Source organism: Brevibacillus sp. NPDC003359 (assembly GCF_042878995.1).
Taxonomy (GTDB): Bacteria; Bacillota; Bacilli; order Brevibacillales; family Brevibacillaceae; genus Brevibacillus.
Genome location: NZ_JBIAOR010000004.1, coordinates 23758 through 49176 on the forward strand (window position 1 = coordinate 23758; position 25419 = coordinate 49176).

At 49.0% G+C, this 25419-nt stretch carries 22 protein-coding genes; 19 read left to right on the forward strand and 3 right to left on the reverse strand.

What is annotated here, in order from left to right; genetic code table 11:
- Nucleotides 1–265: 265 nt before the first annotated feature.
- Entirely contained in the window at nt 266–718 is a 453-nt protein-coding gene (locus ACFYU8_RS14085) for a TspO/MBR family protein (RefSeq protein ID WP_390300546.1), read from the forward strand.
- 12 nt (nt 719–730) lie between these two features.
- Here the strand turns inward: ACFYU8_RS14085 and ACFYU8_RS14090 are convergent, their stop codons facing one another.
- Nucleotides 731–2023, reverse strand: a complete 1293-nt coding sequence (locus ACFYU8_RS14090; protein ID WP_390300497.1) for an amidohydrolase — start codon at nt 2021–2023, stop codon at nt 731–733.
- A gap of 218 nt (nt 2024–2241) precedes the next feature.
- Here ACFYU8_RS14090 and ACFYU8_RS14095 point away from each other — a divergent pair, with 218 nt between their 5' ends.
- The 9 genes from ACFYU8_RS14095 to ACFYU8_RS14135 all read left to right on the forward strand — a co-directional run bounded on the left by ACFYU8_RS14095 (nt 2242) and on the right by ACFYU8_RS14135 (nt 11427).
- A complete protein-coding gene (locus ACFYU8_RS14095; RefSeq protein WP_483862288.1) occupies nt 2242–3099 on the forward strand; it encodes a MurR/RpiR family transcriptional regulator in 858 nt (285 codons plus the stop codon).
- A 17-nt stretch (nt 3100–3116) separates the two neighbouring features.
- Nucleotides 3117–4154: a serine hydrolase domain-containing protein gene (locus ACFYU8_RS14100; protein ID WP_390300493.1), complete on the forward strand. Its 1038-nt coding sequence runs from the start codon at nt 3117–3119 to the stop codon at nt 4152–4154.
- A 25-nt stretch (nt 4155–4179) separates the two neighbouring features.
- Nucleotides 4180–5463 (forward strand): ABC transporter substrate-binding protein, encoded by a 1284-nt coding sequence (locus tag ACFYU8_RS14105; RefSeq protein WP_390300491.1) that lies wholly within the window; start codon nt 4180–4182, stop codon nt 5461–5463.
- Between the two features lie 84 nt (nt 5464–5547).
- Nucleotides 5548–6492 (forward strand): carbohydrate ABC transporter permease, encoded by a 945-nt coding sequence (locus ACFYU8_RS14110; protein WP_390300488.1) that lies wholly within the window; start codon nt 5548–5550, stop codon nt 6490–6492.
- Nucleotides 6493–6525: 33 nt separating this feature from the next.
- The gene (locus tag ACFYU8_RS14115; protein WP_390300486.1) at nt 6526–7350 is read left to right on the forward strand and encodes a carbohydrate ABC transporter permease; all 825 of its coding nucleotides are present in this window, start codon (nt 6526–6528) and stop codon (nt 7348–7350) included.
- Nucleotides 7337–8308 (forward strand): N-acetylglucosamine kinase, encoded by a 972-nt coding sequence (locus ACFYU8_RS14120; RefSeq protein ID WP_390300484.1) that lies wholly within the window; start codon nt 7337–7339, stop codon nt 8306–8308. Before ACFYU8_RS14115 ends, ACFYU8_RS14120 begins: the two co-directional genes overlap by 14 nt.
- A 137-nt stretch (nt 8309–8445) precedes the next feature.
- Nucleotides 8446–9858, forward strand: a complete 1413-nt coding sequence (locus ACFYU8_RS14125) for an ATP-binding protein (protein ID WP_390300482.1) — start codon at nt 8446–8448, stop codon at nt 9856–9858.
- 12 nt (nt 9859–9870) lie between these two features.
- Nucleotides 9871–10185, forward strand: coding sequence for a DUF3870 domain-containing protein (locus ACFYU8_RS14130; RefSeq protein WP_390300480.1), 315 nt, complete (start codon nt 9871–9873; stop codon nt 10183–10185).
- A gap of 27 nt (nt 10186–10212) precedes the next feature.
- Nucleotides 10213–11427, forward strand: a complete 1215-nt coding sequence (locus ACFYU8_RS14135) for a sensor domain-containing diguanylate cyclase (protein WP_390300478.1) — start codon at nt 10213–10215, stop codon at nt 11425–11427.
- Here ACFYU8_RS14135 and nhaC read toward each other — a convergent pair.
- The gene (gene nhaC / locus ACFYU8_RS14140; protein WP_390300476.1) at nt 11424–12776 is read right to left on the reverse strand and encodes a Na+/H+ antiporter NhaC; all 1353 of its coding nucleotides are present in this window, start codon (nt 12774–12776) and stop codon (nt 11424–11426) included. The genes ACFYU8_RS14135 and nhaC overlap by 4 nt on opposite strands.
- Nucleotides 12777–13129: 353 nt before the next feature.
- Here nhaC and ACFYU8_RS14145 point away from each other — a divergent pair, with 353 nt between their 5' ends.
- From ACFYU8_RS14145 to ACFYU8_RS14155, 3 genes are read left to right on the forward strand one after another with little or no spacing between them, the layout of a single operon-like run.
- A complete protein-coding gene (locus ACFYU8_RS14145; protein ID WP_390300474.1) occupies nt 13130–14053 on the forward strand; it encodes an NAD(P)/FAD-dependent oxidoreductase in 924 nt (307 codons plus the stop codon).
- A 21-nt stretch (nt 14054–14074) separates the two neighbouring features.
- Nucleotides 14075–14323, forward strand: a complete 249-nt coding sequence (locus ACFYU8_RS14150) for a glutaredoxin family protein (RefSeq protein ID WP_106841250.1) — start codon at nt 14075–14077, stop codon at nt 14321–14323.
- A gap of 35 nt (nt 14324–14358) precedes the next feature.
- On the forward strand, nt 14359–14913 hold the full coding sequence (locus tag ACFYU8_RS14155) for a peroxiredoxin (RefSeq protein WP_390300472.1): 555 nt from the start codon (nt 14359–14361) through the stop codon (nt 14911–14913).
- Nucleotides 14914–15023: 110 nt separating this feature from the next.
- Here ACFYU8_RS14155 and ACFYU8_RS14160 read toward each other — a convergent pair whose 3' ends face one another.
- Entirely contained in the window at nt 15024–15944 is a 921-nt protein-coding gene (locus tag ACFYU8_RS14160; protein WP_390300470.1) for an NAD(P)/FAD-dependent oxidoreductase, read from the reverse strand.
- 505 nt (nt 15945–16449) lie between these two features.
- On the opposite strand from ACFYU8_RS14160, the gene ACFYU8_RS14165 reads away from it, so the two are divergent.
- The 6 genes from ACFYU8_RS14165 to glmS are packed head-to-tail and all read left to right on the forward strand — an operon-like array spanning nt 16450 to nt 25395.
- Nucleotides 16450–18672 (forward strand): hypothetical protein, encoded by a 2223-nt coding sequence (locus tag ACFYU8_RS14165; protein WP_390300468.1) that lies wholly within the window; start codon nt 16450–16452, stop codon nt 18670–18672.
- 21 nt (nt 18673–18693) lie between these two features.
- On the forward strand, nt 18694–19878 hold the full coding sequence (locus ACFYU8_RS14170) for a HEAT repeat domain-containing protein (RefSeq protein ID WP_390300466.1): 1185 nt from the start codon (nt 18694–18696) through the stop codon (nt 19876–19878).
- Nucleotides 19879–19895: 17 nt separating this feature from the next.
- Nucleotides 19896–21338, forward strand: a complete 1443-nt coding sequence (locus ACFYU8_RS14175) for a glycosyltransferase family 2 protein (RefSeq protein ID WP_390300464.1) — start codon at nt 19896–19898, stop codon at nt 21336–21338.
- Complete coding sequence (locus ACFYU8_RS14180; RefSeq protein ID WP_390300462.1) at nt 21335–22126, forward strand: response regulator transcription factor; 792 nt, start codon at nt 21335–21337, stop codon at nt 22124–22126. Before ACFYU8_RS14175 ends, ACFYU8_RS14180 begins: the two co-directional genes overlap by 4 nt.
- Nucleotides 22127–22156: 30 nt before the next feature.
- Nucleotides 22157–23518, forward strand: a complete 1362-nt coding sequence (locus tag ACFYU8_RS14185; RefSeq protein ID WP_390300460.1) for a nucleotide sugar dehydrogenase — start codon at nt 22157–22159, stop codon at nt 23516–23518.
- Nucleotides 23519–23562: 44 nt separating this feature from the next.
- Nucleotides 23563–25395, forward strand: a complete 1833-nt coding sequence (gene glmS, locus ACFYU8_RS14190; protein WP_390300458.1) for a glutamine--fructose-6-phosphate transaminase (isomerizing) — start codon at nt 23563–23565, stop codon at nt 25393–25395.
- Nucleotides 25396–25419 lie beyond the last annotated feature (24 nt).

Sequence of the window (25419 nt, forward strand, 5' to 3'; positions counted from 1 at the left end):
GTAAAAAGCGAAACACGTTCTTAAGCGTCCACCTCTGAAACACATCCTGAATGGACTACTTTGGACGCGGTTTCGCTTTTTGCATGGAGTTGGGCAGTCAATCCCACAGGGGGTGGCCCTAGAATCTGAGCGTTTTCTCCTGTTTCCTCCCCACCACTACAGCAACATACCAAGTAGCATTAAATCTCTGAAACTAGCATGAAAAGAGAACGACCACTCATAGATATAGAAGAAAGAAGAGAAAAGGGGGAGAGTCTGGTTGAGAATGGTGAACAATATTCTTCTATTTCTCGCAGGAGTGGTCGTTTATTCACTGGGTGGTCTTGCTTTTCCAGACGGTGGGGCCTGGTATGATTCCCTTGCCAAGCCCGATGGAACACCGCCAATCTACTTGTTTCGTATCATCTGGCTCATTTTATACGCACTCATAGCATGGTCGTTACTGATCTTGATTCAAACGAGACAGATAGACCGCGAGCTTTTGCTTTTATATGGAATCAATTGGTTTTTTCATCAACTTTTTTTCGTGTTGTTTATCGGTTATCAACTGCTCGTGTTGGCTGCGTTGGATACGATTTTAGTGATGTATTCGACATGGGTGCTCATTCGGGCAATACGTCCTCATCACAAAATCGCGTCCTCGCTGCTCATTCCCTATTTCATGTGGAGCGTGTTTGCGATGTGTCTCGCGATTGCCTTCTGCCTACTCAACCTGTGAGCACAAAAGCAATTACAGGCCTTCGACAAGGCGGCTGGCTCGCGTACTCGCTTCTCTCTTTATTTCCTCCCACTGCAGGGTTTGAAATTGGCGCTGATGCATCAAAATTTCTCCGTTGACGATGGTTGTATCCACATCCGCTCCCGTCGCGCTGTAGGCAAGCAGGGCAGGGATGTCATGGACAGGCTGCAGGTGCGGTTTATCTAGATCGATCAGGATGAGATCAGCTCTTTTCCCGACTTCAAGAGTGCCGACTTCGTGATCGATCATGAGCAGCTTTGCGCTTTCGATGGTAGCCATGCGCAATGCGGCTTCGGCAGGAAGTACCGTCGGATCGCCGTGCTTGAGCTTTTGCATCCAAGTCGCGGCTTTGATTTCGGCAAATAGATCGAGAGTCGTAGCGCTGCCGGCACCATCTGTTCCCATCCCGACAGTGACTCCAGCCTCAATCAGCTCTCTGACAGGGGCGATACCGCAGCCGAGCTTCAAATTGCTGACAGGATTATGTGCGACGCCGCCTCTCATCCCACGAAGAAGCGCGACATCGGACTCATTCAAATGAACGGCATGGGCGAGCAAGACATGCGTGTCGTGGAACATGCCCAGTTCATGCAAATACTCCGTGGGAGTCTGATTGTACTTGGCTTGGATTTTATCTACTTCCTCAATCGTTTCAGCCAGATGGATGTGGAGCGGGATATGGCGCTTTCGGGCAAGCTCGATGACTCCTTGCAATGGCTTCGGCGGGCACGTATAAGGAGCGTGCGGACCGAGCATCGTCGTGATTCTGCCATCGCCAGCCCCCGTCCAGTTGTCGATGAGGTCTAAGGCTTCGGCCATTCTTCGTCCCCCGTCATCCTCGAGAAATACCATGCCGCGAGTCAAGGAAGCGCGTATTCCGGAATCCAGTACCGCTTGGGCAACAGCATCCATATGCACGTACATGTCGGCAAAAGCGGTCGTGCCAGAAGCGATCATTTCTGCGATCCCGAGTGCCGTTCCCCAGTAGACATCTTCTCTTGTCATTCGGGCTTCAGCCGGGAGCATCTTTTTGTCCAACCAATCCATCAGCTTGAGGTCATCAGAAAAAGCACGCAGCAAGGACATGCTGGCATGGTTGTGCGCGTTGATGAGACCGGGCATTGCTACCATATTTTTAGCCAGTATGACACGGTCTGCTTCTTCTTCAAGGGATGGTCCGATTTTGGCGATTCGACCATCCACGATCCAAATATCTCCGAGAAATGGCTTCTCTTCTTCGACCATCGTCAAAATCATGCAGCCTTTAATCAGTAACGTTCTCATGAAAAATCCTCCTTTTTATTCCTGTTAGCGATGCAAGCGTAAAGCTTGACGCCGCGAGAAAGTCAAGGAGGGAATTTTTAGAAAAACAGAGAACAATTTCAGAAGAGTTGTGCTGAGCTTCGTGATTTTGAAATATTGTTTATTAGATAACAATTGACTAGAGAAATAATGCTACATAAAATGTAGATAAGATTTGGGGGAAGAGAGCGATGTCACATATGTTAAATGGAGGGCTTGTCAGCCTGCAAGCAATCTTGGATCAATTGAAGCCTTCGGAGCGAAAAGTCGCCGATTTTATCCTGGCTCATCCTGAAGATGTTGTGAAGCTTTCTGTCCAGAAATTGGCAGATTATAGTGGGGTTTCCGAGGCGACGATCATCCGTTTGGCTCGCTCTCTTAATATGAAGGGATATCAAGAACTAAAGCTGCGCATTGCGGGAGATTTGACGAAACAGACGGCGATGGGCAGCTATCAGGAGATTATGATGGAGGGCTCAGTTGAATCGATTATGCAAGCGGTTAGCTGGAACAATATTCAGTCCATCCAGGATACACTCTCCGTCTTGTCCAACGAAGAAGTAAAGAAAGCAGTCGACGTGCTGTCGGTGGCAAGGAAGATCGATGTCTACGGCGTCGGTGCATCGGCAGTCATTGCTGACGATATCCGGCAAAAATTTTCGCGGATTAACCTGTGGTGTGAGGCTTATTCGGATTTTCACGCTCAATTGACGTCCGCAGTCACATTAACGAAAAAAGACGTGGTTATCGGCATATCTTATTCAGGACAGACCGAAGATATTATTCAATCGTTGACGGAGGCCAAGCAGCAGGGAGCGACCATCATTACACTGACCAAATTCGGTCCCTCGCCAGTAGCAGAACTAGCCAACATCCGGCTGTTCACCAGCTCGGTAGAAAAAAGCATTCGCAGCGGAGCTATGGCATCGCGCATTGCCCAATTGAACGTCATCGATATCTTGTTTATTACCATGATCAGCAGGATGCAAGAGCAAGTCATTCCCCTGTTGGAAAAATCAAGGCTTGCTGTCAGTCGGACGAAACGCTCATCGACGTAGGAGAAGGGAGGGAAGACATGGACGATCTGGAGCTGCTTTTGCAAGGATGGGTGGATAACGGTTTGCTGCCGGGAGCTGCCTTGCGTATCGTGCGTGATCGCCGTATCTGGTATGCGTGTGATGTCGGAACGACGAGTATTGGTAAAGACCAGCGGGTGACGCCGGATTCCATGTTTGACCTGGCGTCGCTCACCAAGGTGACAGCGACGCTGCCCGCTGTTCTCTTGCTCGTGCAGGAGGGGATGGTAGCGCTGGATGATCAGATTGGCCGATTTTTTCCCGATTGTCCCGCGGATAAAAAGCAGATCACACTCGCACAGCTGCTTGCGCATACCTCAGGAATGCCAGCAGATTTGGCAGAGAGACGACGCGATAGCGAGATCGATTTGCCAGAGTTGTTGTATGAGCAAGAATTGATTCATGAGCCAGGGATCCAGGTAGTTTACAGTGATTTGGGCATGATCTGGTTGGGCCTCGTTATCGAGCAAGTAACAGGAGAGCCCTTGGACCAGTTTGTTACTCGGCGCATCTTCACACCATTGGGCATGGCACATACCGTTTACCGTCCGAATCAGGAAATTTATCCGAATATTGCGTCTACTGAATATTGTACCCTCACCAACGCCTACATTATAGGCGAGGTTCATGATGAGAAAGCATTTGCGATGGGAGGGGTTGCCGGACATGCTGGACTTTTTTCAACGGCTGACGATCTGTGCCGATACGCGATGAGTTGGTTGTACCAAGATCCTCTGTTTCTAGCGAGTGAATGGTACGAACTGGCGATTCGCAATCATACGGAGCAAGCAGGAGGGAGTAGAGGGTATGGTTGGGAGCTCAATCAAGCATCCACTACGCTGAGCTGTGGAAGCGGCTTGCATCAGAAGAGCTTCGGACACACGGGCTTTACTGGAACAAGTATGTGGATCGACCCAGTGCAACAGTTTGCTGTCATCTTTCTTACCAACGCCGTTCATCTAGGCCGCAATCATCAGCTTCGGCAATTACGCCCGATTTTGCACGATGCCGTTATGGCCCAGCTTTTGCAGACCTAAGGGAAGAAAAAGGGGAGGGTTTCGCATGAAGCAATTTCGTTTTCGCTATGTAGCTTCTGTCGTGTTGGCTGTGGTTATGGTGGTTACAGGATGTAGTAGTGGAGGAACCGAAACAGATTCTGGTGGCGGGCAGGGGGGAGGACAGCAGGTAACACTCTCCATGCATAGCTGGCGAGTTGAAGACACAGAGGGCTACAAAGCAATCATCAAAGCTTTTGAGGCTGACAATCCGAATATTAAGATCGACTTCAAACCATTCAAAGCAACGGAGTACAATACCATCCTCAATACAGCGCTCCAAAGCGATAGCGGTCCAGATATTTTGCAGCTGCGTCCCTACGCTCCGGGGATTACCCTGGCTGAAGCTGGACACCTGGAGCCTCTCGACAATGTGCCAGGCATATCTACCATACCCAAAGGCGTCCTCGCAGCGGCCACAGGCAAAGATGGTAAAGTTTACGGTGTCCCACTATCCCTGAACTCCACACAATTTTACTACAACAAGAAAATCTTCGAGCAAAATGGCCTCCAGGCACCGAAAAGCTGGGATGAGTTGATCGCGACAGCCAAAGCATTGAAAGAGAAAGGAATCGTCCCGATCTCTTTCGGAGCAAAGGAAGGCTGGCTCCTCTCTCTCAGTCATGGTGTGATAGCTCCAGCTAGCTACAGCGGAACGGACTATCTCGACAAGCTGCTGAAAGGAGAAAGTGACCTAAAAAGCGCCGAGTTTCTCGAATCCGTGCAGCGTATGCAAGAGCTAATCCCTTATTTCCCGGAAAATTATGTGGGTCTCGAATTGAATGATATGCGGACGTTGTTCGCCACGGAAAAAGCAGCGATGTTCATCAATGGTAGCTTTGAACTGGAAGGAATCAAAAAGCTCAACCCCGAGTTGCCACTTGATTTCTTCCCGATGCCAACCGATGACGGAAAACAAGTCCTGACAACCTGGGTCGATGGCTCCTATGCCGTCAATGCCAAGTCTAAGCACAAAGCAGAGGCACTGAAGTTCATGGAATTCATGGCGACGAAAAAGTTTGGGGAGCTATTCGCCAATCAGTTCAAACGAATCAGTGCGGTGCCAGGAGTATCGACCGATGATCCGTTAGTAAACAAGATGGCAGAGCTGTCCCAATCCAACGCCACACCATATTTGATGGTCGTCAACTTCGCGGAAGGAAAACCGACGACGAAGCAAACATTGGAAAACGCACTCCAAGGCATGTATTTAGGCAAACTCACCCCGGAGCAGGTTGTAGAAGAAGTACAAAAGTCGGCGGCTACCTGGTTCCCACCCTTTAAAAAGTAGAAAATAGCAGACGGATTCGGGAGTGAATCGAGTTGGATTCACTCCCAGCTTCTGAAGAGGCCGCGGTGATTTTCGTAAAAAGGGGTGGGTATCATCGAGACGGTAAACAGGAAAAGCATTCGAACAAAGGGGCAAGCTCGCTGGCTGATTCACTTGTTTCCGCTGCCCGCGCTTGTTATTTACACGTTGTTTGTCGTGTACCCGATCTTTTCGGCATTCTTATACAGCTTGTACGACTGGAATGGCATCAAGCGCGGGGTTTTTGTCGGACTGCAAAATTTCATTACGCTGTTTACGGTAGAGCCTTTCAACGAAATGTTCTGGAATGCTTTTCGGCATAACGTCTTCTACTTTGTGGTCGAAATGATTGTGCAAAATGGGATCGCTTTCGGACTGGCTTTTCTCATCTATCGCAAAATACGCGGTTCCGGGTTCCTCAAGATCGCTTATTTCATGCCAAGGCTGTTGTCTGTGATTGTAATTGGGTTTTTGTGGAAGTTGATTTTGAATCCGAATTACGGTGCACTCAATACCATTTTGGCAAAAATTGGTTTAGAGGAGTGGGCGAGACCATGGCTTGGTGACCCGGATACAGCGCTTCTCGCGATTATTTTGATTAACTGCTGGTTTGGCATCGGATTTGCCATGCTGATCTTTTTGGCAGGACTTCAGTCGATTCCGGAGGACTTGGTCGAGGCTGCGAGATTGGATGGGGCAACAGGCTGGCGGATGCTGTGGAAGATTATTTTGCCGCTTTGTATGCCAGCGATTACGATTATGACGATATTTACGTTCATTCAGGCGTTTGAAGCGTTCGAGCTCGTCTACGCCATGCAAGGCTCGATGGGTGAGCCCTTTTATTCGACGGATACGCTGGCTGTGTACTTTTATCGCATGGCGTTTAGCAGTGGCGCTGGGGATGTCACACTTGGACTCGGTTCGGCGTTGGCTGTCGTGTTGTTTTTCATCGTCGGGTCTGTGTCAGCGCTGTCACTCTATTTGATGAGGAAACGGGAAGTCCAACACTAATTGCGTGTTCCTGAGTGGAAAGGAGGATGCGAAGTGAAGATGACTGTGGGTGGGAGAGCTGTATCTTATGTGCTGGCGTATTTATTCGCGTTAGTCGCATTATATCCGATCGTACTGATGATCGCTTCTTCATTGAAAACGAATATGGAGATTTTTGCGAGTCCGCTCTCCCTTCCGACGAAGTTTAGCCTGGATACGTACAAAAAACTATGGGAAGCCGTGCCTTTTGCGGACTTTTTATGGAACAGTGTATTCGTCAGTGCCATGTCAGTATTGCTGATTACGGTTTTTTCAGCGATGGCGGCCTTTTACTTGTCGCGGTTTTCCTTTAAATGGACAGGAGGGCTTTACTTCTTTTTCATTATTGGCCTGATGATTCCGATCAAGCTGGGGATCGTTCCCTTATTTTTGCTGATGAAGAATCTCGGCCTCTTGAATTCTTTGTGGTCGCTGATTTTGATTTATACGGCGAGTGGCATTCCGATCTCTGTATTTATTTTGACGGGCTTCTTTCGGACGTTGCCGATTGAGCTGGAGGAAGCGGCGCGGATCGATGGATGCAACCATTTTCAAGTGTTTTGGCGCGTGCTCTTGCCGCTGATTCGTCCGGCCTTGGCTACCGTGATTATTATTAATTTCATCCATGCGTGGAACGACTTTTTCTTCCCGTTAATTTTCATTCAGGAGGAAGCGCTCAAGACGATTCCGGTAGGCATGATGGTGCTGTTTGGGGAGTATGAAACGGATTGGAGCCTGCTTTTCGCTGGGCTCACGTTGTCTGCCTTACCGATGATCGTTGTGTTTTTGATGGCATCGAAGCAGTTTATGGAGGGGTTGACCGCTGGTGCAGTCAAGTAATGGGGAAAAGTGGTTTATCGGGATCGATGGAGGCGGAAGCAAAACAAGGGCAGCCATCTGCAATGAGGCGGGACAGGTACAGGCAATTGTGGTGGGGGAATCATCAAACCCGCTTTCCAGGAGCTGGGGAGATGTGGAAGCTACTCTACGCCAACTTATTGATGCTGTGAGGATATCGGCAGGGGCCAAAGAAGAGGAAGTAGCAGGTCTGTTTATCGGACTTGGCGGTGCAGACCGTCCGCAGATCAAGGAGAGAATTCAGCATGCTTTTGCCGATGAGTGGGGAGAACGGCTGTTGATTGATAATGATGTAATCGCAGCCCTTTACGCTGGGACGTGGGGGCAGCCAGGGGTCGTTCTCCTAGCCGGTACGGGCTCGATTGCCTGTGCCTTTTCAAAAGAGGGGACGCGGCACCGTGTAGGCGGATGGGGGTATCTGATAGGAGATGAGGGCAGCGGGTTTGATTTGGGCAAAAAAGCGGCAATCGTCGTCATGCGCGAATACGATGGGCGCGGTGAACCGACAGTGCTGACGCGACTGTTTATGGATCACTATGGTGTAGAGCGGCCGGATGAGCTGATCAGCCTGATCTACGGGGGAAGCAATCCGCGAATGGAGCTGGCAAAAACGAGTCAGCTCGTGGAACAAGCGGCAGCACTAGGCGATCTGGTGGCGAATGGACTGATCACGCAAGCAGTAGAAGATTTGCTAGAATTGGCTGATGCTTGCTTAAAAAAGGTCCAGAAACCCGTACCAGTCGTTTTGGCGGGAGGATTATTAACGGCCAGTTCAATACTTCGGGAACAACTGGTTGCGAGAGCTTCGTTTCAAACAGTCCTTCCCACCGTAACACCTGTCGTCGGAGCGCTGGTTGCGGCTGTTACACAGTTTGGCTTAGTTGTGGACGGAAAAATGGCAGAGCAACTGCGTGTCAGTGCAGCATTACTGGAAAAATAGCACATTTTAATTTTTCCGAGGGATGGAAACAACAGAGCGAATAGGGTAAAATTGGATGAGAATAGGATTTGAGAACGTTGCAGGCTATTTCCGTAATTTGGAGTAGCCGTTTTCTCGTCCCAGGAGGGAGGGGCACGATGAAAAACTTATTGGACAGTGGATGGAGAAGTGGTCATCTCTATCGTTCCTTCTTTGATCAAATGATTCAGGCCACTTTTCTGCTAGATCAATCTGGTAGAGTTTTTAAAGGGAATCCTGCCTGCCAAGTGTTGAACGGTTACTCTGTAGAAGAATGGGAAGGGTACTCATTTTGGAAGCTGGCTGTTTCGGAAGAACAGGAAATGGTACGTCTTCAAACCCAATTTGCGATGAATGGCGATTCGAGACCCTTTTTCACCGCTTTTCGTCATAAGGATGGGACAAGTATTCCCGTGCATATTACATATGGAACATTTTGGGAGGAAGGAACGTCTATTGGGTATTATGCGATGGTGCAGAAGCTTCCGGCCACATTTGGGGACAGTTATGGTTCCAAACGGTGTAGAGTATTGGATATTTCCGGGGAAGGTGCGTTCATCTACCACGCTGGGGAGCTTCAATACGTCAACCAAGCAGGGATTCAATTAGTTGGGGCTTCTGGCTTTGACGAACTGCTATGGTATCCTTTTCAGTCGTTTTTCCATCCTCGTGATGTACCGAAAATCAAGGGGCTCCTTCGCATTTTGGAAGAGGGGGAAACGGCCGCGCCGATTGAGGTCGAGCTGATCCGCTTGGATGGCAGTCGGACGGAGGTAGAAGTGTGTGGAACATCTATGACGATTCAGGACAAGTCCTCCATATACATACTGATCCGAGATATTACGGAACGCAAACGGGCGCAAGAATTTTTGCAAAACTCGGAAAAACTCGCGCTGGTCGGGCAATTGGCGGCAGGGATCGCACATGAGATACGCAATCCGCTTACCTCGTTAAAAGGCTTTGTGCAATTAATGCAAAAGGATGGCATGAGAAAGCCGGAGTACTTTTCGATCATGAGCTCAGAATTGGCGCGAATCGAGATGATTGTCACGGAGCTGTTGGTCTTGGCGAAGCCGCATACTGCGGTGTTTGAAGCCCGCGATTTGTCCAACCTGATCACGCATGTAGTTATGCTCTTGGAGACGGAGGCGATTTTGAAAAAAGTCATGATCCAGGTCGTTTTCGAATCGGAAGTCCCCTTGATCCATTGCGATGAGAATCAGTTGAAGCAAGCCTTCATTAACTTTTTGAAAAATGGGATCGAAGCGACCTCCGGGAATGGAGAAATAGTGATCCGCCTGCGATGTGAAGATGACCGAGTCGTCATTCGGTTTGAAGACAATGGGGTGGGGATCCCGGCCAATCAGATAGCGAGATTGGGAGAGGCCTTTTTCACGACGAAGGAAACGGGGACGGGGCTGGGATTGATGGTGAGCCGCAAAATCATCGAGAACCATCGAGGGACCCTGCGGTTGATAAGCACGCCGGGTAACGGAACGGCAGTCGAGGTATGCTTGCCGATCAGTAGCTAGGAGGACGACTAGATGAACAACAATACGGTACTGACAGCAGGTTTCGCCCAAATCCCCAAGGGAACTACCTTGTACGAAGTTTCTACTATGGTAGGCTGTGTGCTCATCATCGATGTAGACGCCGAAGTGATTTGCGACGCCAGCTTTACCTTTGTCATGGACAAGACGAGCGAGTTTTTGGTGAGCTTGCTTGTAGGCAAGACGGTTGCAGATGGAATGCAGGAGATCACGAAGGCGATCCAAGAACGTTTTCTAGCACCTGGTCAAGGAGCTGTCTTGCAAGCCATCCGTGCAGCTGTTGAGCGATATCATGAAAAAAAAGCGTAACGCTACCCAATAGCCGGAGGGTTGAATATGCATGAGAAGCACGTCGTTAGAGAAGCGTATGCAAGACAGCTGTTGGAGCGTTATAGTCAATGGCTGAGCAACATAGAAGAAGTCGAGCTTGGCGAGGTCGAAGCGTTATCTCGAGAGGTAGACAGTATGCTGTCGGAACAGGACAGTGTTTTGCATGCAGAATTGCTGAAGCAGATTGTGGAGCTGCGCAATAAGGTAACCGAAATGATGTGGATCTCCGAGCACATGAAAATTTTACACGATCTCAGCCACATTTTTGCCAAAACGTTTGAGGAAAGCAAAATTTTGTGGAAAGCATTCGAACTGGTCTCGCGCGTCATGCGTGCAGATGCTTTCTTTATTGCCTTTTATGATGAAGGAGATAGTGAGATCAAAATCCCGATCAGCATCGATAGTGGAGTCAATTACGGTCCGCTCACGATTCCCTATGGGCAGGCGATGGTATCCAAAGTGATTGATACACGGGAAACCATCCACATCAAGACGATGAAGAACGAGCCAAGCGAGCCAGAAATGATCCGCTGGGGAAGCCCGGAAATTGATACGAATACATGCATTTTCGTTCCACTTATGCTCGGGAATCAGATCAAAGGCGTTGTTTCTGCCCAATCTTATCGCGAATTCGCCTATAAAAAAGAGCACGAGGAACTACTGAAAATCATTGGTTTTCAGGTAGCAAGTGCTATCGAGACGGCCCGATTGTATGAGCGAATGTACCAGATGTCGTTCCAGGATGAGCTGACAGGGATTGCGAATTATCGTGCGTTCCACCGTGATTTGGAAAAGCTGCTGAGTGAAGAGGATACGTCTGTCTCTTTGATCATGCTGGATTCAGACAGCTTGAAAGCGGTGAACGACCATTATGGTCATCATGCAGGGGACGCACTGATTAAACAAATTGCCGAAGCGATGAAAGAAGTGGCGGGACCAGAGGATACTGCGTATCGTTATGCGGGAGACGAGTTCATGCTGCTCTGCCCAGGATCGTCCATAGAGTTGGCGGAGGAAAAAGCGTATGCCATTCGGGAATATTTGCGCTTGCGCCCATTAACACAGGATGATTGCTGCATTTTGATTGCGGTCAGTGTTGGCATTGCGCGCTACCCCCAAGACGCAAACACGGCAGATGGCTTGAAGCGGGCAGCAGATGAGGCACTGTACCGCTCCAAGCGCAAAGGAAAAAACTGTACGACCGTGTATGCAGCCGGCTAAGCTTTCTGCCGACTCATGGCGAATAGAAACGTCAGAATTGGCGAGACCCACAGGTAAATGACATAAGGCAAGTATTCCAGTGTGGATACATGTAGGGTAGCTGTAAAGAATGCACCACTTACACCCCATGGAATGAGTGGGTTGACGAGTGTCCCGCAGTCTTCGAGAGTACGAGACAGTCGTCTGGCCGCCATTCCCCGAGCTGCAAATGCTTCACGAAACATTTGGCCAGGGAGCAGGATGGACAAGTATTGTTCTCCTGTCAGCAGATTCACGAGAATAGAAGAAGATCCGGCAAGTCCGACCATTTCAGCATCCCGTTTGATTCGATTGATGAATCCGGAAAAGAGAGCATGAAACACACCGCTGTATTGCAGGATACCACCTAAAGACAAGGCAATCAGAATCAAGGCGAGGGACCAGGTCATCGACAACAGTCCACCGCGGTCAACAATCGATGCAACGGCTTCATTGGCGATATTGCTGACGAAGCCTTTTTGCATGACCGTCATCCAATCGACCGGAGAGGTAACTCCTTCCGAAAGAGCAGCTGTGACAATCCCGCTCAAAATCCCGAATACCAACGTAGGCAAAATCGGCTTTCGCAGCGCTGAACATAACAGGACGACGAATGCTGGCAGCAGTGAAAAAAGGCCAAGCGAGAAGTTTTGTTCCAGAGCAAGCTGAATTTCTTGAATGGCGTCTAGATTAACACTGGCACTTTGTCCTTGAATTCCGAAGAAAATCGCGGTAATGACAAGAGCAGGAATGGCAGTGCGTGACATGAACTTGACGTGTTCTGACAAGGAAACGCCCGCAATTGCTGCTGCAAAGTTGGTCGTGTCGGATAGCGGCGACATTTTATCCCCGAAGCATGCCCCACAAATAATAGCACCTGCTGTAATCAACGGATCAAGTCCGAGTGCAGTGGAGACCCCCATCATAGCGACCCCTACCGTACTAATCGTGGTAAAAGAGCTTCCTGTAACGGAAGAGACGATTACCGTCAGAAACAGGGCCGAGAGTGTGAAGTACTCCGGTGAGATGATCGAAATGCCGAGATGCAGAATCATCGGAACGGTACCACTCATCATCCATACCCCGATTAAAATACCGATTAAGGAAAGAATCAGCATGGGGGCAATCGCGGTTTGAATTCCTTTAATCAAGCCCTCCTCCATTTGTTTCCACGGAATGCCGAATAGGAAGAGAAGAGTGGCAGCTCCAATGGTTGCGAGGAAGAGCGGCATATGCGGCTCAACTTTGCCCCAAAAAAGGGCGGGAAACAAGATTCCGAATACGGTGACAAGCACCAAAATGCTTTGAGAAAAAGATAATGGCTTGTTCATAATGGCAACTCCTTGTTAAATCAGGCTGAAGCAGTGAGAAGGTACATTTTTACTTTCGTACTTTTGTGCTTTCTTGCTTTTTTGCTTTTGTGCGTTCAAGTGTTAGTGGTACTTTATCCTGATTTACTTGTTTCGTCAACGAAATGGGGTGAATTCGGAATCGTAAAATAATACAGATAAGTACGCATGATCGCCCCCATGTTTCTTGCCAAAAGTATGGGAGTAGTTCTGGAAAATCCTTATTTAAAATAATTATAAAAAGATATTGACTTTCAAATTATATAAAGTAAAATGATAATTGTTCCTAGTTGATAATAATTATAATTTGATAATAAGGAAAGGGGGAGCCGTTCATGTATGATGTCATCATCATCGGCGGAGGACCGGCTGGTACATCCGCTGCCACTTATACAGCTCGTGGAAATCTAAAGACGCTCGTCCTTGATAAGGCACCCGGAACAGGGGCACTTGCCCTGACACATAAAATCGCCAACTATCCTGGAGTGGAAGGCGAGATGACTGGGAAGGAACTGTTGGATAAAATGCGCAGACAAGCGGAGGGCTTCGGTGCAGAATTCATCCAGACTACGATTTCTGCGGTAGATGTAGAGGATGAGGAAAAGAGCATCTTCACGGCGCATGGTACTTTCGAAGCGAAGGCTGTGATTGTAGCGACGGGTTCCAAAGGGCGTAACCGTATGCTTCCAGGAGAAGAGCAATTGCTCGGGCGAGGCGTAAGCACTTGCGCGACATGCGACGGAGCTTTTTATGAAGGAAAGCACGTGGCGGTCATCGGTGATACGGAGGAAGCATTGGAAGAAGCGCATGCTCTGACCAAATTTACGGACAAAATCACTTTCTTGGTGCCGCGCGCTGATCTTCAAGGGGTAGAAGACCTACCTGAGTTGCCAAACACGGAATTGCGTTTCCGTACACGCCCGTTGGAAATCGTGGGGGAGAAGTCAGTCGAAGGGTTGCGCATTCGCACGGCAGAAGGAACAGAAGAAATGCTGTCTGTAGACGGAGTCTTCGTCTTCCTGTCTGGCAGCAAGCCGGGTACCGATTTCTTGGATGGACAAGTCCCCCTCGATGATGAAGGATTTATGATTTTAGATGAATTCATGCAGTCTTCTGTTCCAGGCGTTTTTGGAGCGGGTGAGGTGCGCAAAACACCTGTGAAGCAAGCAGTAGTTGCTGCGGCAGACGGTGCCATTGCGGCCATGGCTGTAGACAAATACATCAACAAGCGATCTAAAGTTGTCCCACAATACAAATAGAAGAAAGGGAGAGAATCCAACATGGCACAAGCAATCGTATACTCCAGCACCAATTGCAACTTCTGCAAGCAATTAAAGACATATTTGATAGAACAAGACATTTCTTTCGAAGAGCGCAACATCGATGAAAAAGAAGAGTACGGCCAAGAGCTAAGCCGTTTAGGTGTGATGTCTGTTCCATTGACAGTCATTGGTGAGAAGCAAATTTTGGGCTTCAACCCGACACGTATCAAAAAAGCACTGGCAGCGTTGGAAGAGACTGCGAAGTAATTTTCATCAAACACCATAAAAAGGAGCGATTCATCATGACAATGCAGCAAACTGTTCAACTTCAAGTAGGAAAACCGGCACCTGACTTTAACATGCTCACGACCAAAAACATTGAGACTCTGGAAGAGCGAGCGACTCTGGCTGATTATAAAGGAAAATGGTTGATTTTGTTCTTCTGGCCATTCGATTTCACTTTTGTATGCCCGACAGAGGTAACTTCGTTTAGTGACAACATGGAAGAGTTCGAAGATTTGGATTGCGAAGTACTGGGAGTGTCCACGGATAGCGTACATACGCACCGTGCTTGGATCAAAACACCGCGCGACCAAAACGGAATCGGTGAAGTCAATTTCCCGATCGCGAGCGACTTTAAGAAAGAGACAGCACGTGCTTACGGTGTGTTGGATGAAGAAACGGGTGCCGCTCACCGTGGCTTGTTCATCATCGATCCAGACGGTATTCTGCGCTACCAAGTGGTAACAGACATGAACGTAGGCCGCAGCGTGACAGAAACGACGCGTATTTTGCAAGCCCTGCAAGCAGGCGGTCTGTGCCCAGCGAACTGGAAGCCAGGACAGAAGACGCTGTAAGCTGAGCAAGACGCATTGCTTCTATATATAGAAGAGGGACAATCCCGGAAGTCTAGTACAGACGGAGGGATTGTCCCTTTTTTATGTGGAAGGAACATGTTGGAATCGTGTTAACTCAGACGATCCCATGCTTCTGCAAGCAGTTCGTTGTTGATACTTATACCAGCCGCAAAGCCTAGAGCAGCGGCAGTAATCACCTGATGCTGTGGCGTTGCCATTGTCATATCGCCAGCACTGTAGACACCCGGTACGCTCGTTTTCCCAAAGCTGTCGACGAGGACGGTTCCCGCTTCTGTTAGCTGGCAGCCCAATGCTTGTGGCAAGTCCGATCCAGTTGCCAGCTTCGGAACAAAAAATATCCCCGTGCACGGAACGCTGGTTCCATCTGTAAGCTCCACTCGCTGCACCATGCCATCGACAGATGCGATTCTCTCGATTGGGGAGTCAAAGACAGGGATGTTACGCTGCTGCAGCTCTGCTCGTTGTTCATCTGTCCATTCATCTGGTCCATTGGTGCAGATGGTGTATTGATTGGTCCAACCCGACAGTACTTTCGCCCATTGTAAGGCCCTCACTCCCTTGGCAATCACGGCGAGCGGCTGGTCGCGTACTTCCCATCCATCGCAATAAGGGCAGACGAAGGCACTTTTTCCATACACTTCGTCCAATCCGTTAATAGCCAAAGGCAGATCCTTCATGCCCACTGCGAAGAGCAGCTTTTTGCCAAGATAAGTCGTTCCTTGTGCAGTCGTAATGAGAAAATGACCATCGTGTCCCGTGATTGTGACAGCTGTATCCTCCACGATATGAACGGAGGGGTAGGCGCTGATTTGTTCCCTTGTTATCCGCCGAAAATCGCTCGGCGCGATGCCGTCTCTCGTAAGAAAGCCGTGTGATTCGCGTGTAACCCGATTGCGCGGACGACCTTCGTCGATAACCACTACGCTTTTTCTTGCCCTGCCAAGTACGAGGGCGGCGCTTATGCCTGCTGGACCCCCGCCAATAATCGCTACATCGATAGGTTGATTCATGTCTGCATACCACCTTTATAGATATTTAATATCTGTAATGTACAAGCAAAAAGCTCATTCTTCCTAGTTTCCTGCATATAGCCTGGATTTCAACGCAATATCTGCACACTAAATGAATCTATTATAGATCCTTAATGTCTATTATAAACAAACCTTCCTGAGAATCAAGCTACGATACACTTTATATTCTTTTTGTAAATAATCCCTGATTCCGATAAACTCCAGCACTTTCCAAATAGTAGCAACCTACCATTTTCACAAGCGAAAAGGAAAAAAAAGGAACGAGTAAATGTACCTAATTTAGAAAAAGTATGGGCCAGAAGACCGTCCCGGTTGCAGGACTTCTCTCCAAAAAACGTAGGACAATGGAGCTGAATCTGTCCCAACATTACAATTTCATGACAAATCTGAAAAATACACAATAGTGAATTTTGTCTATGGGAACAATTTGCTCGGTATGTTTACAATGACTGTGACGTGGCAACATATCGGAGGTTGACGAGAAATGGAGCCAACAAAGAAGAGAAGATGGCGCTGGATGAGCTTGACCATGCTGATCGTGGCGGGGGCAAGTACCTTCTGGTGGTTTTGGGCAGCAGATCGTGTCGAAAGCATGGAGACGACTGCAGGTGCTCAATTAAAATTTCGTGCGAATGGCGAGTTGTTCGAAGTCTATCAGGATCAAAAATGGCAGCCCTTTTTTGCGAAAGGCGTCAATCTGGGGGCATCGTTACCGGGTCATTATCCGGGTGAGCTTCCCATAACAAGAGAGGATTACATGCGCTGGTTCGCGATGATCGACGAGATGGGAGCGAACGTCATTCGTGTGTATACCATCCATTCTCCTGTCTTTTATGAAGCATTGGTCGACTACAATCGGCGAAAAGAAGGAGACCCTCTCTATTTGATGCAAGGCATTTGGAGTCCAGAAGAGCTGTTGATTGAAAAGAAAGACGCCTATCTGCCAGAGATTCGCGAGGAGTTTCGACAGGAAATCAAGGATGCAGTCGGCGCTGTCTACGGGGACATCACTCTGCCGGAAAAACCGGGAAAGGCAAGTGGTACATACCGTGCAAATGCAGGTAAATACTTGATCGGCTGGCACACAGGGACTGAGTGGGACCCCGTGATGGTGCAAAACACCAACCGCCAGCATCAAAAAGTTGCCCCTTATCAAGGGAAGTACTTCCACGCGATACCGAATGCAACCGCTTTTGAGACATGGCTTGCTGAAATGGTGGATACCGTCGCAATGGAAGAGAGCAAATACGGTTGGCAGCATCCGATGACCTTCACCAATTGGGTGACCACAGACCCCTTAGCGCATCCTGGAGAGCCGATCCAGCATGAGGATTTGGTCAGTGTCGATCCTACCCATATAGAGCCAACACAGTGGGAGGCAGGTTACTTCGCTTCCTATCACGTGTACCCGTATTATCCGGATTTCTTCCGCTACGACACTACCCTGCAACAGCTGAAGAACGATGCAGGGCAAATCGATACGTACAAAGCGTATTTGCGAAAACTGAAGCAGTATCACAAAAACATGCCGATCATGGTGACGGAATTCGGGGTCCCGGCATCGGTGGGAGTCGCCCATCTGGGCAATTTGGGGCGCAATCAGGGTGGTCATTCAGAAAAGCAGCAGGGAGAGATCGATGTCGAGCTTTTGCAAGAAATCCATCAGGAAGGTTATGCGGGAGCAATCGTATTCGTCTGGCAGGACGAGTGGTTCAAAAAAACGTGGAACACGATGCGCTTTGAGCTGCCCGAAGATCGGCGCTCTCTGTGGATCAACGTTTTGACCAACGAGTCTCTGTTTGGAGTTCTCGGCATGTACCCGAACAAAGAAGGTGTGCTGACCATCGATGGGAATCGCACCGATTGGGATCAGCTTGTGCCGGAAGAGAAGCAACGCCTCGATGTTCAAGTCCCGGGCGTCGATGAAATCTGGATGACACATGATGAAGGATACGTCTATTTCCTTGCTCAATTGCAGGAAGAGTTTGATCCGGCTAAACAACAGCTCTATGTGGGGGTTGATACGCTTCCTGGCGGGAACAAGCATGCGGCACAGCTTCCCGGCCTGACGCTGGATGAGGGGCTGGAGACGCTAATTGCGTTAGGAAAAGCAGCCGAGAGCCAGATTCAAATCGCGGCCAATTATGACTTTTATGCACGCTTATACGGAAAACGCTATGGCATGCTGGAAGTGAAGGAAGAGGAGCAAAAAGACAATTCCGGGATCTTCAAGCCGTGGAAGCTGGCCGTTAGCCTGGAGATGGAGCCGCCAGACAGCAAGAAGTACTATCCGTTGGAGGAAGTCGAGGTCGGCAAGCTGCTCCGGGGAACGACAGATGCCCAAGACCCGCAGTACGACTCACGAACTGCCTGGCAAGCGAAGGGCAAAGTGGTAGAGCTGAGAGTACCGTGGATGCTGCTTGGATTTACAGACCCGAGCTCCTTGTCCGTCATGAGCTATGAAGATGATGGTAAAAACTTCATGACGAAGACGACGAAAGGCATTCGTATCCTGCCGATCCTGGTGGATACAGCGACGCAACAAATCGTCGGTGAAAAGGCTTATGCAGTGACGAAGCTCCCGATGTATACGTGGCAAGGCTGGGAGCAGGTCGGCTATCACGAACGCAAAAAACAGAGCTATTCCATACTAAAAAAAGCATTTCATGAGATTGAGGCTCCGGTGAAGGTCGGGACTCACCCTTGATTGGATAGGAGAGTGGCAACCGTGCAAACACCATTGGCGACGGCAATTGTTTTTCTGTACGCGCTATGTGGATTGACAGTACTAGGCTTGGTTGTCTTGTTCGCACTGAAGCTGCGCAACATTTCGGTGGAGAAACAGACTGTGCGTTGTCTAGAAAAATATCGCGACTACTTCGTTTACCTGCAAGCACATGGGGAAGAAGAGGGGCGCTTGCAAGTGCCTTATGGCGAAATGACGCAAAAAGAGAAGCAAATCATTCAGAAAAAGCTGTTTGAGCTGATGGAGCGGGTCACCGGCATTCATCGGGACAAGCTGATCTGGCTCTGCGAGGATATGGGACTCGTAGAGTTGGATATGCAAAGACTAAATGGCAGGTGGAAATGGACGAGAGTGGATGCCGCTTACAATCTGGGGATCATGCGCTCCAAGCTGGCCGTGCCTGCTCTTTTAACCCTCCTGCAAAAAAACACGAATGACACCAGTGTTTTTATCATTGCGCGCTCCGTCGCCAAATGTGCACGAAACACAGAAGATTTGCGGGAAATGGTGACCCACGTTGTCGGAGCGAAGAAAAATGTCCACCAGCTCATCGTGGACATCATCAGTGATTCGCAGGTGGATACGGCACCGCTTTTTGCCCAGTTTTTACAAGAATCCGATGCTGAACTGGTCAAAATCGGACTGATTGGCTACACCGTCCATGTTCAGCCCGGCATTGAGCCTGCCCTATACCAGCTCATTCAAGCGCCTGACAAGGAAGTCCGAATTAAGGCGGTCAAGCTCATGTGTCGGGATGTCCGCTATATGAATGAGCAGACAGTCACTGATTTTATGAACCACAAAGATTGGGAAATTCGGGCAATGGCAGCGAAGGCAATTGGCTCACTGAAATTGCTTCCGTACATTCCCACGCTGAAAAAGGCGGTGGGCGATGCGAACTGGTGGGTTCGTCATCACAGTGCACGCAGTCTGACGCAGCTAGAGGTCGAAGGCTTTGCTGCTCTGTGTGAAATTTTGCAGGAAGAGCGAAACGGTCAAAAGAGTGAGATGGCTCATCAAGTGATCCAAGAGGAGCTGGAAAAAGAGAAGCTGGTTCTACAGGATGCGACAGCCACAGAGAAGCTCGTGCAATACAACGAAAAGCTGCATCTATACCGCAAGTCGTATCGCAAAACGATCTCCACGGTTCAGGCACTGGAAAGATAAAGCGAAAGGAGGCTGCCATGAGAGATTTTCTACTTTACTACGGAGTGTTTGCGGTCTATTACGTCATCGCGATCAACTCTCTGTACTTCATCATCATGCTGTTCTCGTTCAAGAGCATCCTGGGGATTTTAAAAAGCTCCATCTATTCGAGATTCCAGACACTTTCAGGCTCTGAGCACGTTCCGCCGATTTCGATTCTCGTGCCAGCATACAATGAGGAGCTGACGATTATTGAAAATGTAAGGTCGCTCTTATCCTTGAACTATCCGCGCTACGAGGTGCTCGTGGTCAATGATGGATCGAAGGATGCAACCTTGCAGGTAATGATTGACGAGTTTTCGCTGGTTTACTCCGAGCACATGCCGGTGCAGCCGCTTCTGAACACGTCGAAGATCAGGGGAGTCTACCACAATCCGGCTTTTCCGAATCTGTATTTGATCGACAAAGACAACGGAGGAAAAGCTGACTCGCTCAATGCGGGGATCAATCTTTCCCACTATCCGTTGATCGCTTCCATTGATGCAGATTCCTTGCTGGAAAAAGACGCACTGATTCGCATTGCGAAGGTGTATATGGAAAACCCGGATGAAACAGTTGCCATCGGTGGAGATATCCGCATTGCCAACGGCTGCAATATCGAAGACGGTGTAGTGAAGGACATTCGTTTGCCAGACAAGTTTCTGCCGATGATGCAATCCGTCGAATACCTCAAGGCGTTTCTCGGGGGACGGATCGGCTGGAGCGCGATCAACGGATTGATTATCGTTTCAGGCGCGTTCGGTGTTTTTCGCAAGGATTACATCATCAAGGTCGGCGGTTACCGCGAGGGGTATCCAGGTGAAGACATGAACATCATCATCAAGCTGCACAAGTACATGCTGGAAAACAAGCTGCCGTATCGAGTGGCATTTTGCCCCGATGCGGTCTGCTGGACGCAAGCGCCGGATACGCTCAAAATTTTGGGAAGTCAACGCCGCAGATGGGGACGCGGTAATCTGAAAAACATGATTGAGTACGGAAGACATATGGCGTTTCGCCCCAAATACAAGCAGTTCGGAATGCTCACGCTACCGTTCAATATCTTGTTTGAAACCTTGAATCCGTACTTCCGCATCACGGGTCTCTTGGCCCTCATCGGCTATACCATGCTGGATATGACAAACGGCTACGTCCTCTTGATCTACGGCTTGCTCAATGTGCTGTATGGCATGCTGCTTGGCATTGGCTCCTTATTGCTGGAGGAAATCGCGTTTCGACGGTATCCGCGTTTTCGAGACATCGTCAAAATGCTTTTCTATACGATTCTGATGTTCTTCGGCTATCGGCAAATTGGCGTCATCTGGAGATTCCTCGGTCATATTGAATTTTTGCGCAACAACAACTCCTGGGGAACGATGACGCGGACGAGCTGGCAGACGAAGGGCAGCGAAAACATTTCAAGTTTGGAGGCTAGATCATGAGTAATCTCGTACCTGTTTTTTACGAGCATCTGAGCAAGATGGAAGAGAAACAATTGGCGTGTGGGGTTATTCTTGCCGCTTGCAAAACCCTCACGAAAGATTCAATGGAGCTGATCAAGCAAGACCTGGGCACTCGTTCAGGAGATGGCTCCGAGATTGCTTTACACTACGCGTATGACAAAAACAAGCAGCTCTTCGGAATTCTGCTGGAGGGACAGAAGCTTTCGAACACCCATTTCTATGCATTGCGTGTAAAAGACTATATGCAAGAGCACAAACTGCTTGCGGGCAGCCTCTTTATTGCGAGTTTTCCTGAAAGCTCGCGTTCGTCCGGTCAAATGCTGATGCGGATGATCCAAGAGATGAGAGAGCCAGGCGCACACGGGGAGATCAAGCTTTACGAGCAGACCCCCACTCCAAAAGAGGAGCCGGCTAGTATTTTGCTGGTCAACCATGATGAGACTGTCAACGAGTTTTTGAGCATCTACTTTCAGCGCAAAGGGTATCTCGTTACGGTAGCCAATGACGGGATGGATGGCATGGAAAAATATCAGGCGGTTGCCCCTGATCTTGTGATTACTGACCTGAATCTCCCTATCCTCAATGGATACCAGCTCATGGAAAAAATCAAGCATATCAGTGATTCCATGAGCAAGATTATGGTGCTGACAGACAAACGTCTGGAAGAAGATGTGCAAAAATCATTTGCGATGGGAGCATCTGACTACATTACCAAACCATTCTCCCCGGTTGAACTGGAAGCCAGGGTGAAAAGGCTGATTTCATAATTTTAGAAAGAGAAAGGGAGAGAAACGAGGATGGCGAGATTTGAGGAACTGCAACAGAAGATTCAACGAAAGACAGCGAGAGTAGGTGTCATTGGGCTTGGGTATGTAGGGCTGCCGCTGGCGGTAGAGACGATCAAGAGCGGTTATACCGTAATCGGGATCGATCTGCATAATGGGAAAATTGAAAGCCTGAAAAGAGGAGAGTCTTACGTCCAGGATATTTCGAATGAAACCTTGCAGGAATGCCTCGCGACCAATCGCTTTTTTCCGACGACTGATTATAGCGTAATCGAAGAGCTGGATGCGATCAGCATTTGCGTTCCTACTCCACTCAGTCCCAATCAGGACCCGGACACCTCTTACATTATAAGCGTTGTCGAGCAAATCAAGAGATTCATGAAAAGAGGAATGCTCATTACGCTGGAGAGCACAACCTATCCAGGAACGACTGAAGAGCTGATCCAGCGCGAATTTGAAAAGCTGGGCTATCGTGCTGGCATCGACTTTTTCCTCTGCTACTCACCGGAGAGGGTCGATCCGGGCAATCGCAAATACAGTACGTACAATACGCCAAAGGTGATCGGCGGGACGACAGAACGTTGCATGGAGTTAGGCACACTCTTGTATGGCAGCCTGGTCAAAACCGTCGTGCCAGTCTCCTCGCCAAAGGTGGCGGAGATGTCCAAGCTTTTGGAAAACACCTTCCGTAGCGTCAATATTGCCTTCATGAATGAGATGGCGATGATGTGCGACAGAATGGGCATCAATGTTTGGGAAGTAATCAAGGCCGCATCGACCAAGCCTTTTGGGTTCATGCCGTTTTACCCTGGACCCGGAATCGGTGGGCATTGCATACCGCTCGATCCGATGTATTTGTCGTGGAAGGCCAAGGGCTTTCGTTTTCACAGCCAATTTATTGAGATCGCCCAATCGATTAACGACAACATGCCGGACTATGTGCGAAACAAGACAGCACAGGTGCTCAACATTTACGCCAAAGCAATCAACAGCTCACGCATCTTGATTCTCGGCATGGCCTACAAGCCGGAAGTAGATGACCTGCGTGAATCACCTGGGCTGGAGATTTACGAGCTGTTCAAGAATAGCGGAGCAACTGTCGATTATTACGACCCGTATGCACAGAGCTTTGTGAATAAAAAAGGCGAGATCGTCCATTCCATTAACAATGACTATGAGGCGTTCAAGACTTACGATTGCATGGTGCTCATTACGAATCACCAATGCTTTGCCTATCAGGAGCTGGCGGACTTGGGAGTGGCCATTATCGATACACGCAATGCGTTTGAGGGCATCACGAATCCGAATGTATATCGCATCGGAACCTCCGTTGCTATCAGGCAGGAGAAGGAAGTCGTCAGCTTGCTCGCATAATATAAAGTCCGAACATTTTACGCAACAAGGGAGGAACCGAAGACATGTGCGGAATTATGGGATATATCGGGAACAGGGAAGCGCAGCCGATTCTAATCAATGGGCTGCGAAAGCTGGAATACAGAGGCTACGATTCAGCTGGCATTGCGATTTGTGACGGAGCAACCATCGGCATTCGCAAGGCAAAAGGCAGAATTGATGTACTGGAGAGCCAAACCAAAACGTCCGGCTTGCAGGGCTCCATCGGCATTGGTCATACGCGCTGGGCGACTCACGGAAGACCGTCTGACGAAAACTCTCATCCTCATTTTGATCAATCCGGCAAGTTCTCGATCGTGCATAACGGCATTATCGAGAACTATCTGGATCTCAAGCAGGAATTGATCGAAAAGGGCGTGACATTTACTTCGGAGACGGACACGGAAGTCATCGTGCACCTTTTGGCGCAGGAATACGACAACAACCTAGTTGCGGCAGTGCAGAAGGTCGCTGGCAAAATTCGCGGAGCATTTGCACTCGGTGTGATGACGGAGCATGAGCCTGACAAGCTGATTGCAGTTCGTATGGCGAGCCCGTTGATTATCGGGGTAGGGGAGAATGAGAATTTCATCGGTTCTGATATCCCGGCGATCCTGGAGCATACGCGTGATGTGTACGTTCTCGAAGACGGAGACTTGGCGATTCTGACCAAAGATTCTGTTCACGTCATGCGTCTGGATACAACGGAGCCAATTGAGCGAGAGCTGGTGCGGATTGAGTGGGACAAGGAGCAAGCTGAAAAAGACGGCTTTGCTCACTATATGCAAAAGGAAATTTACGAGCAGCCGCGTGCCCTGCGCAATACAATGACAGGTCGAATCGATAATAGCGGGCAAAAGGTTATTTTCCCTAATCTTCAGTTATCGGAAGTGAGAGCCAAACGTGTGGAGAAAATCTACATTGTCGCATGCGGTACCGCTTATCATGCGGGCTTGATTGGCAAGCATGTGATCGAGCGACTGGCACAGATTCCGGTAGAAGTAGATGTAGCGTCGGAGTTTCGTTACCGTCGCCCACTCTTTCAACCCAATACGCTCACGATTGCCGTCAGTCAATCAGGAGAGACAGCAGATACATTGGCAGCCATGCGTGAAGCCAAACGAAATGGCTCAGCAGTGCTCGCAATTACGAATGTAGTCGGAAGCTCGATTGCTCGTGATGCCGATGACGTGATTACGACAAATGCAGGTCCGGAAATCGCGGTTGCTTCGACGAAGGCATATACCTCGCAGTTGATTGCGTTTTACTTGCTCGGCATCTATTTGGCGCAAGCGAAGGGGACGCTGGATGATAGCACGCGTGCATCCCTGATTCAGCAACTGAACGCACTCCCGGATCAAGTCGAGCATATTCTCGAGCATGCGGATGAGATTCGTCATTTCGCTGAATCGATCAAGGACGAGCAGCATCTGTTTTTTATCGGACGAGGACTCGATCATGCCGTATCTATGGAAGGCTCGCTCAAGCTGAAAGAAATCTCGTATATCCATTCGGAGGCGTATGCGGCAGGGGAGCTAAAGCACGGCACGCTAGCACTGATCGAAGAGGGTACGAGAGTCATCGCTTTGGCTACACAGGATGAGCTGCATGAGAAAATGATTAGCAATATTGCAGAAGTAAAAGCCCGTGGAGCAAACGTTCTCGGTATAACATTAGACGGACATGTAGAGCTGCATCGCTCGGTTGATGATGTATGCCTGATTCCGCAGACAGATGCTTTGTTTACGTCAGTTCTAGGCGTTATCCCCCTCCAGCTCATTTCCTATTACACTTCTGTTGCACTCGGCAATGACGTAGATCGTCCACGAAATTTGGCCAAAAGTGTAACAGTTGAGTAAACACAAACGTCAGTCGTTATGAAG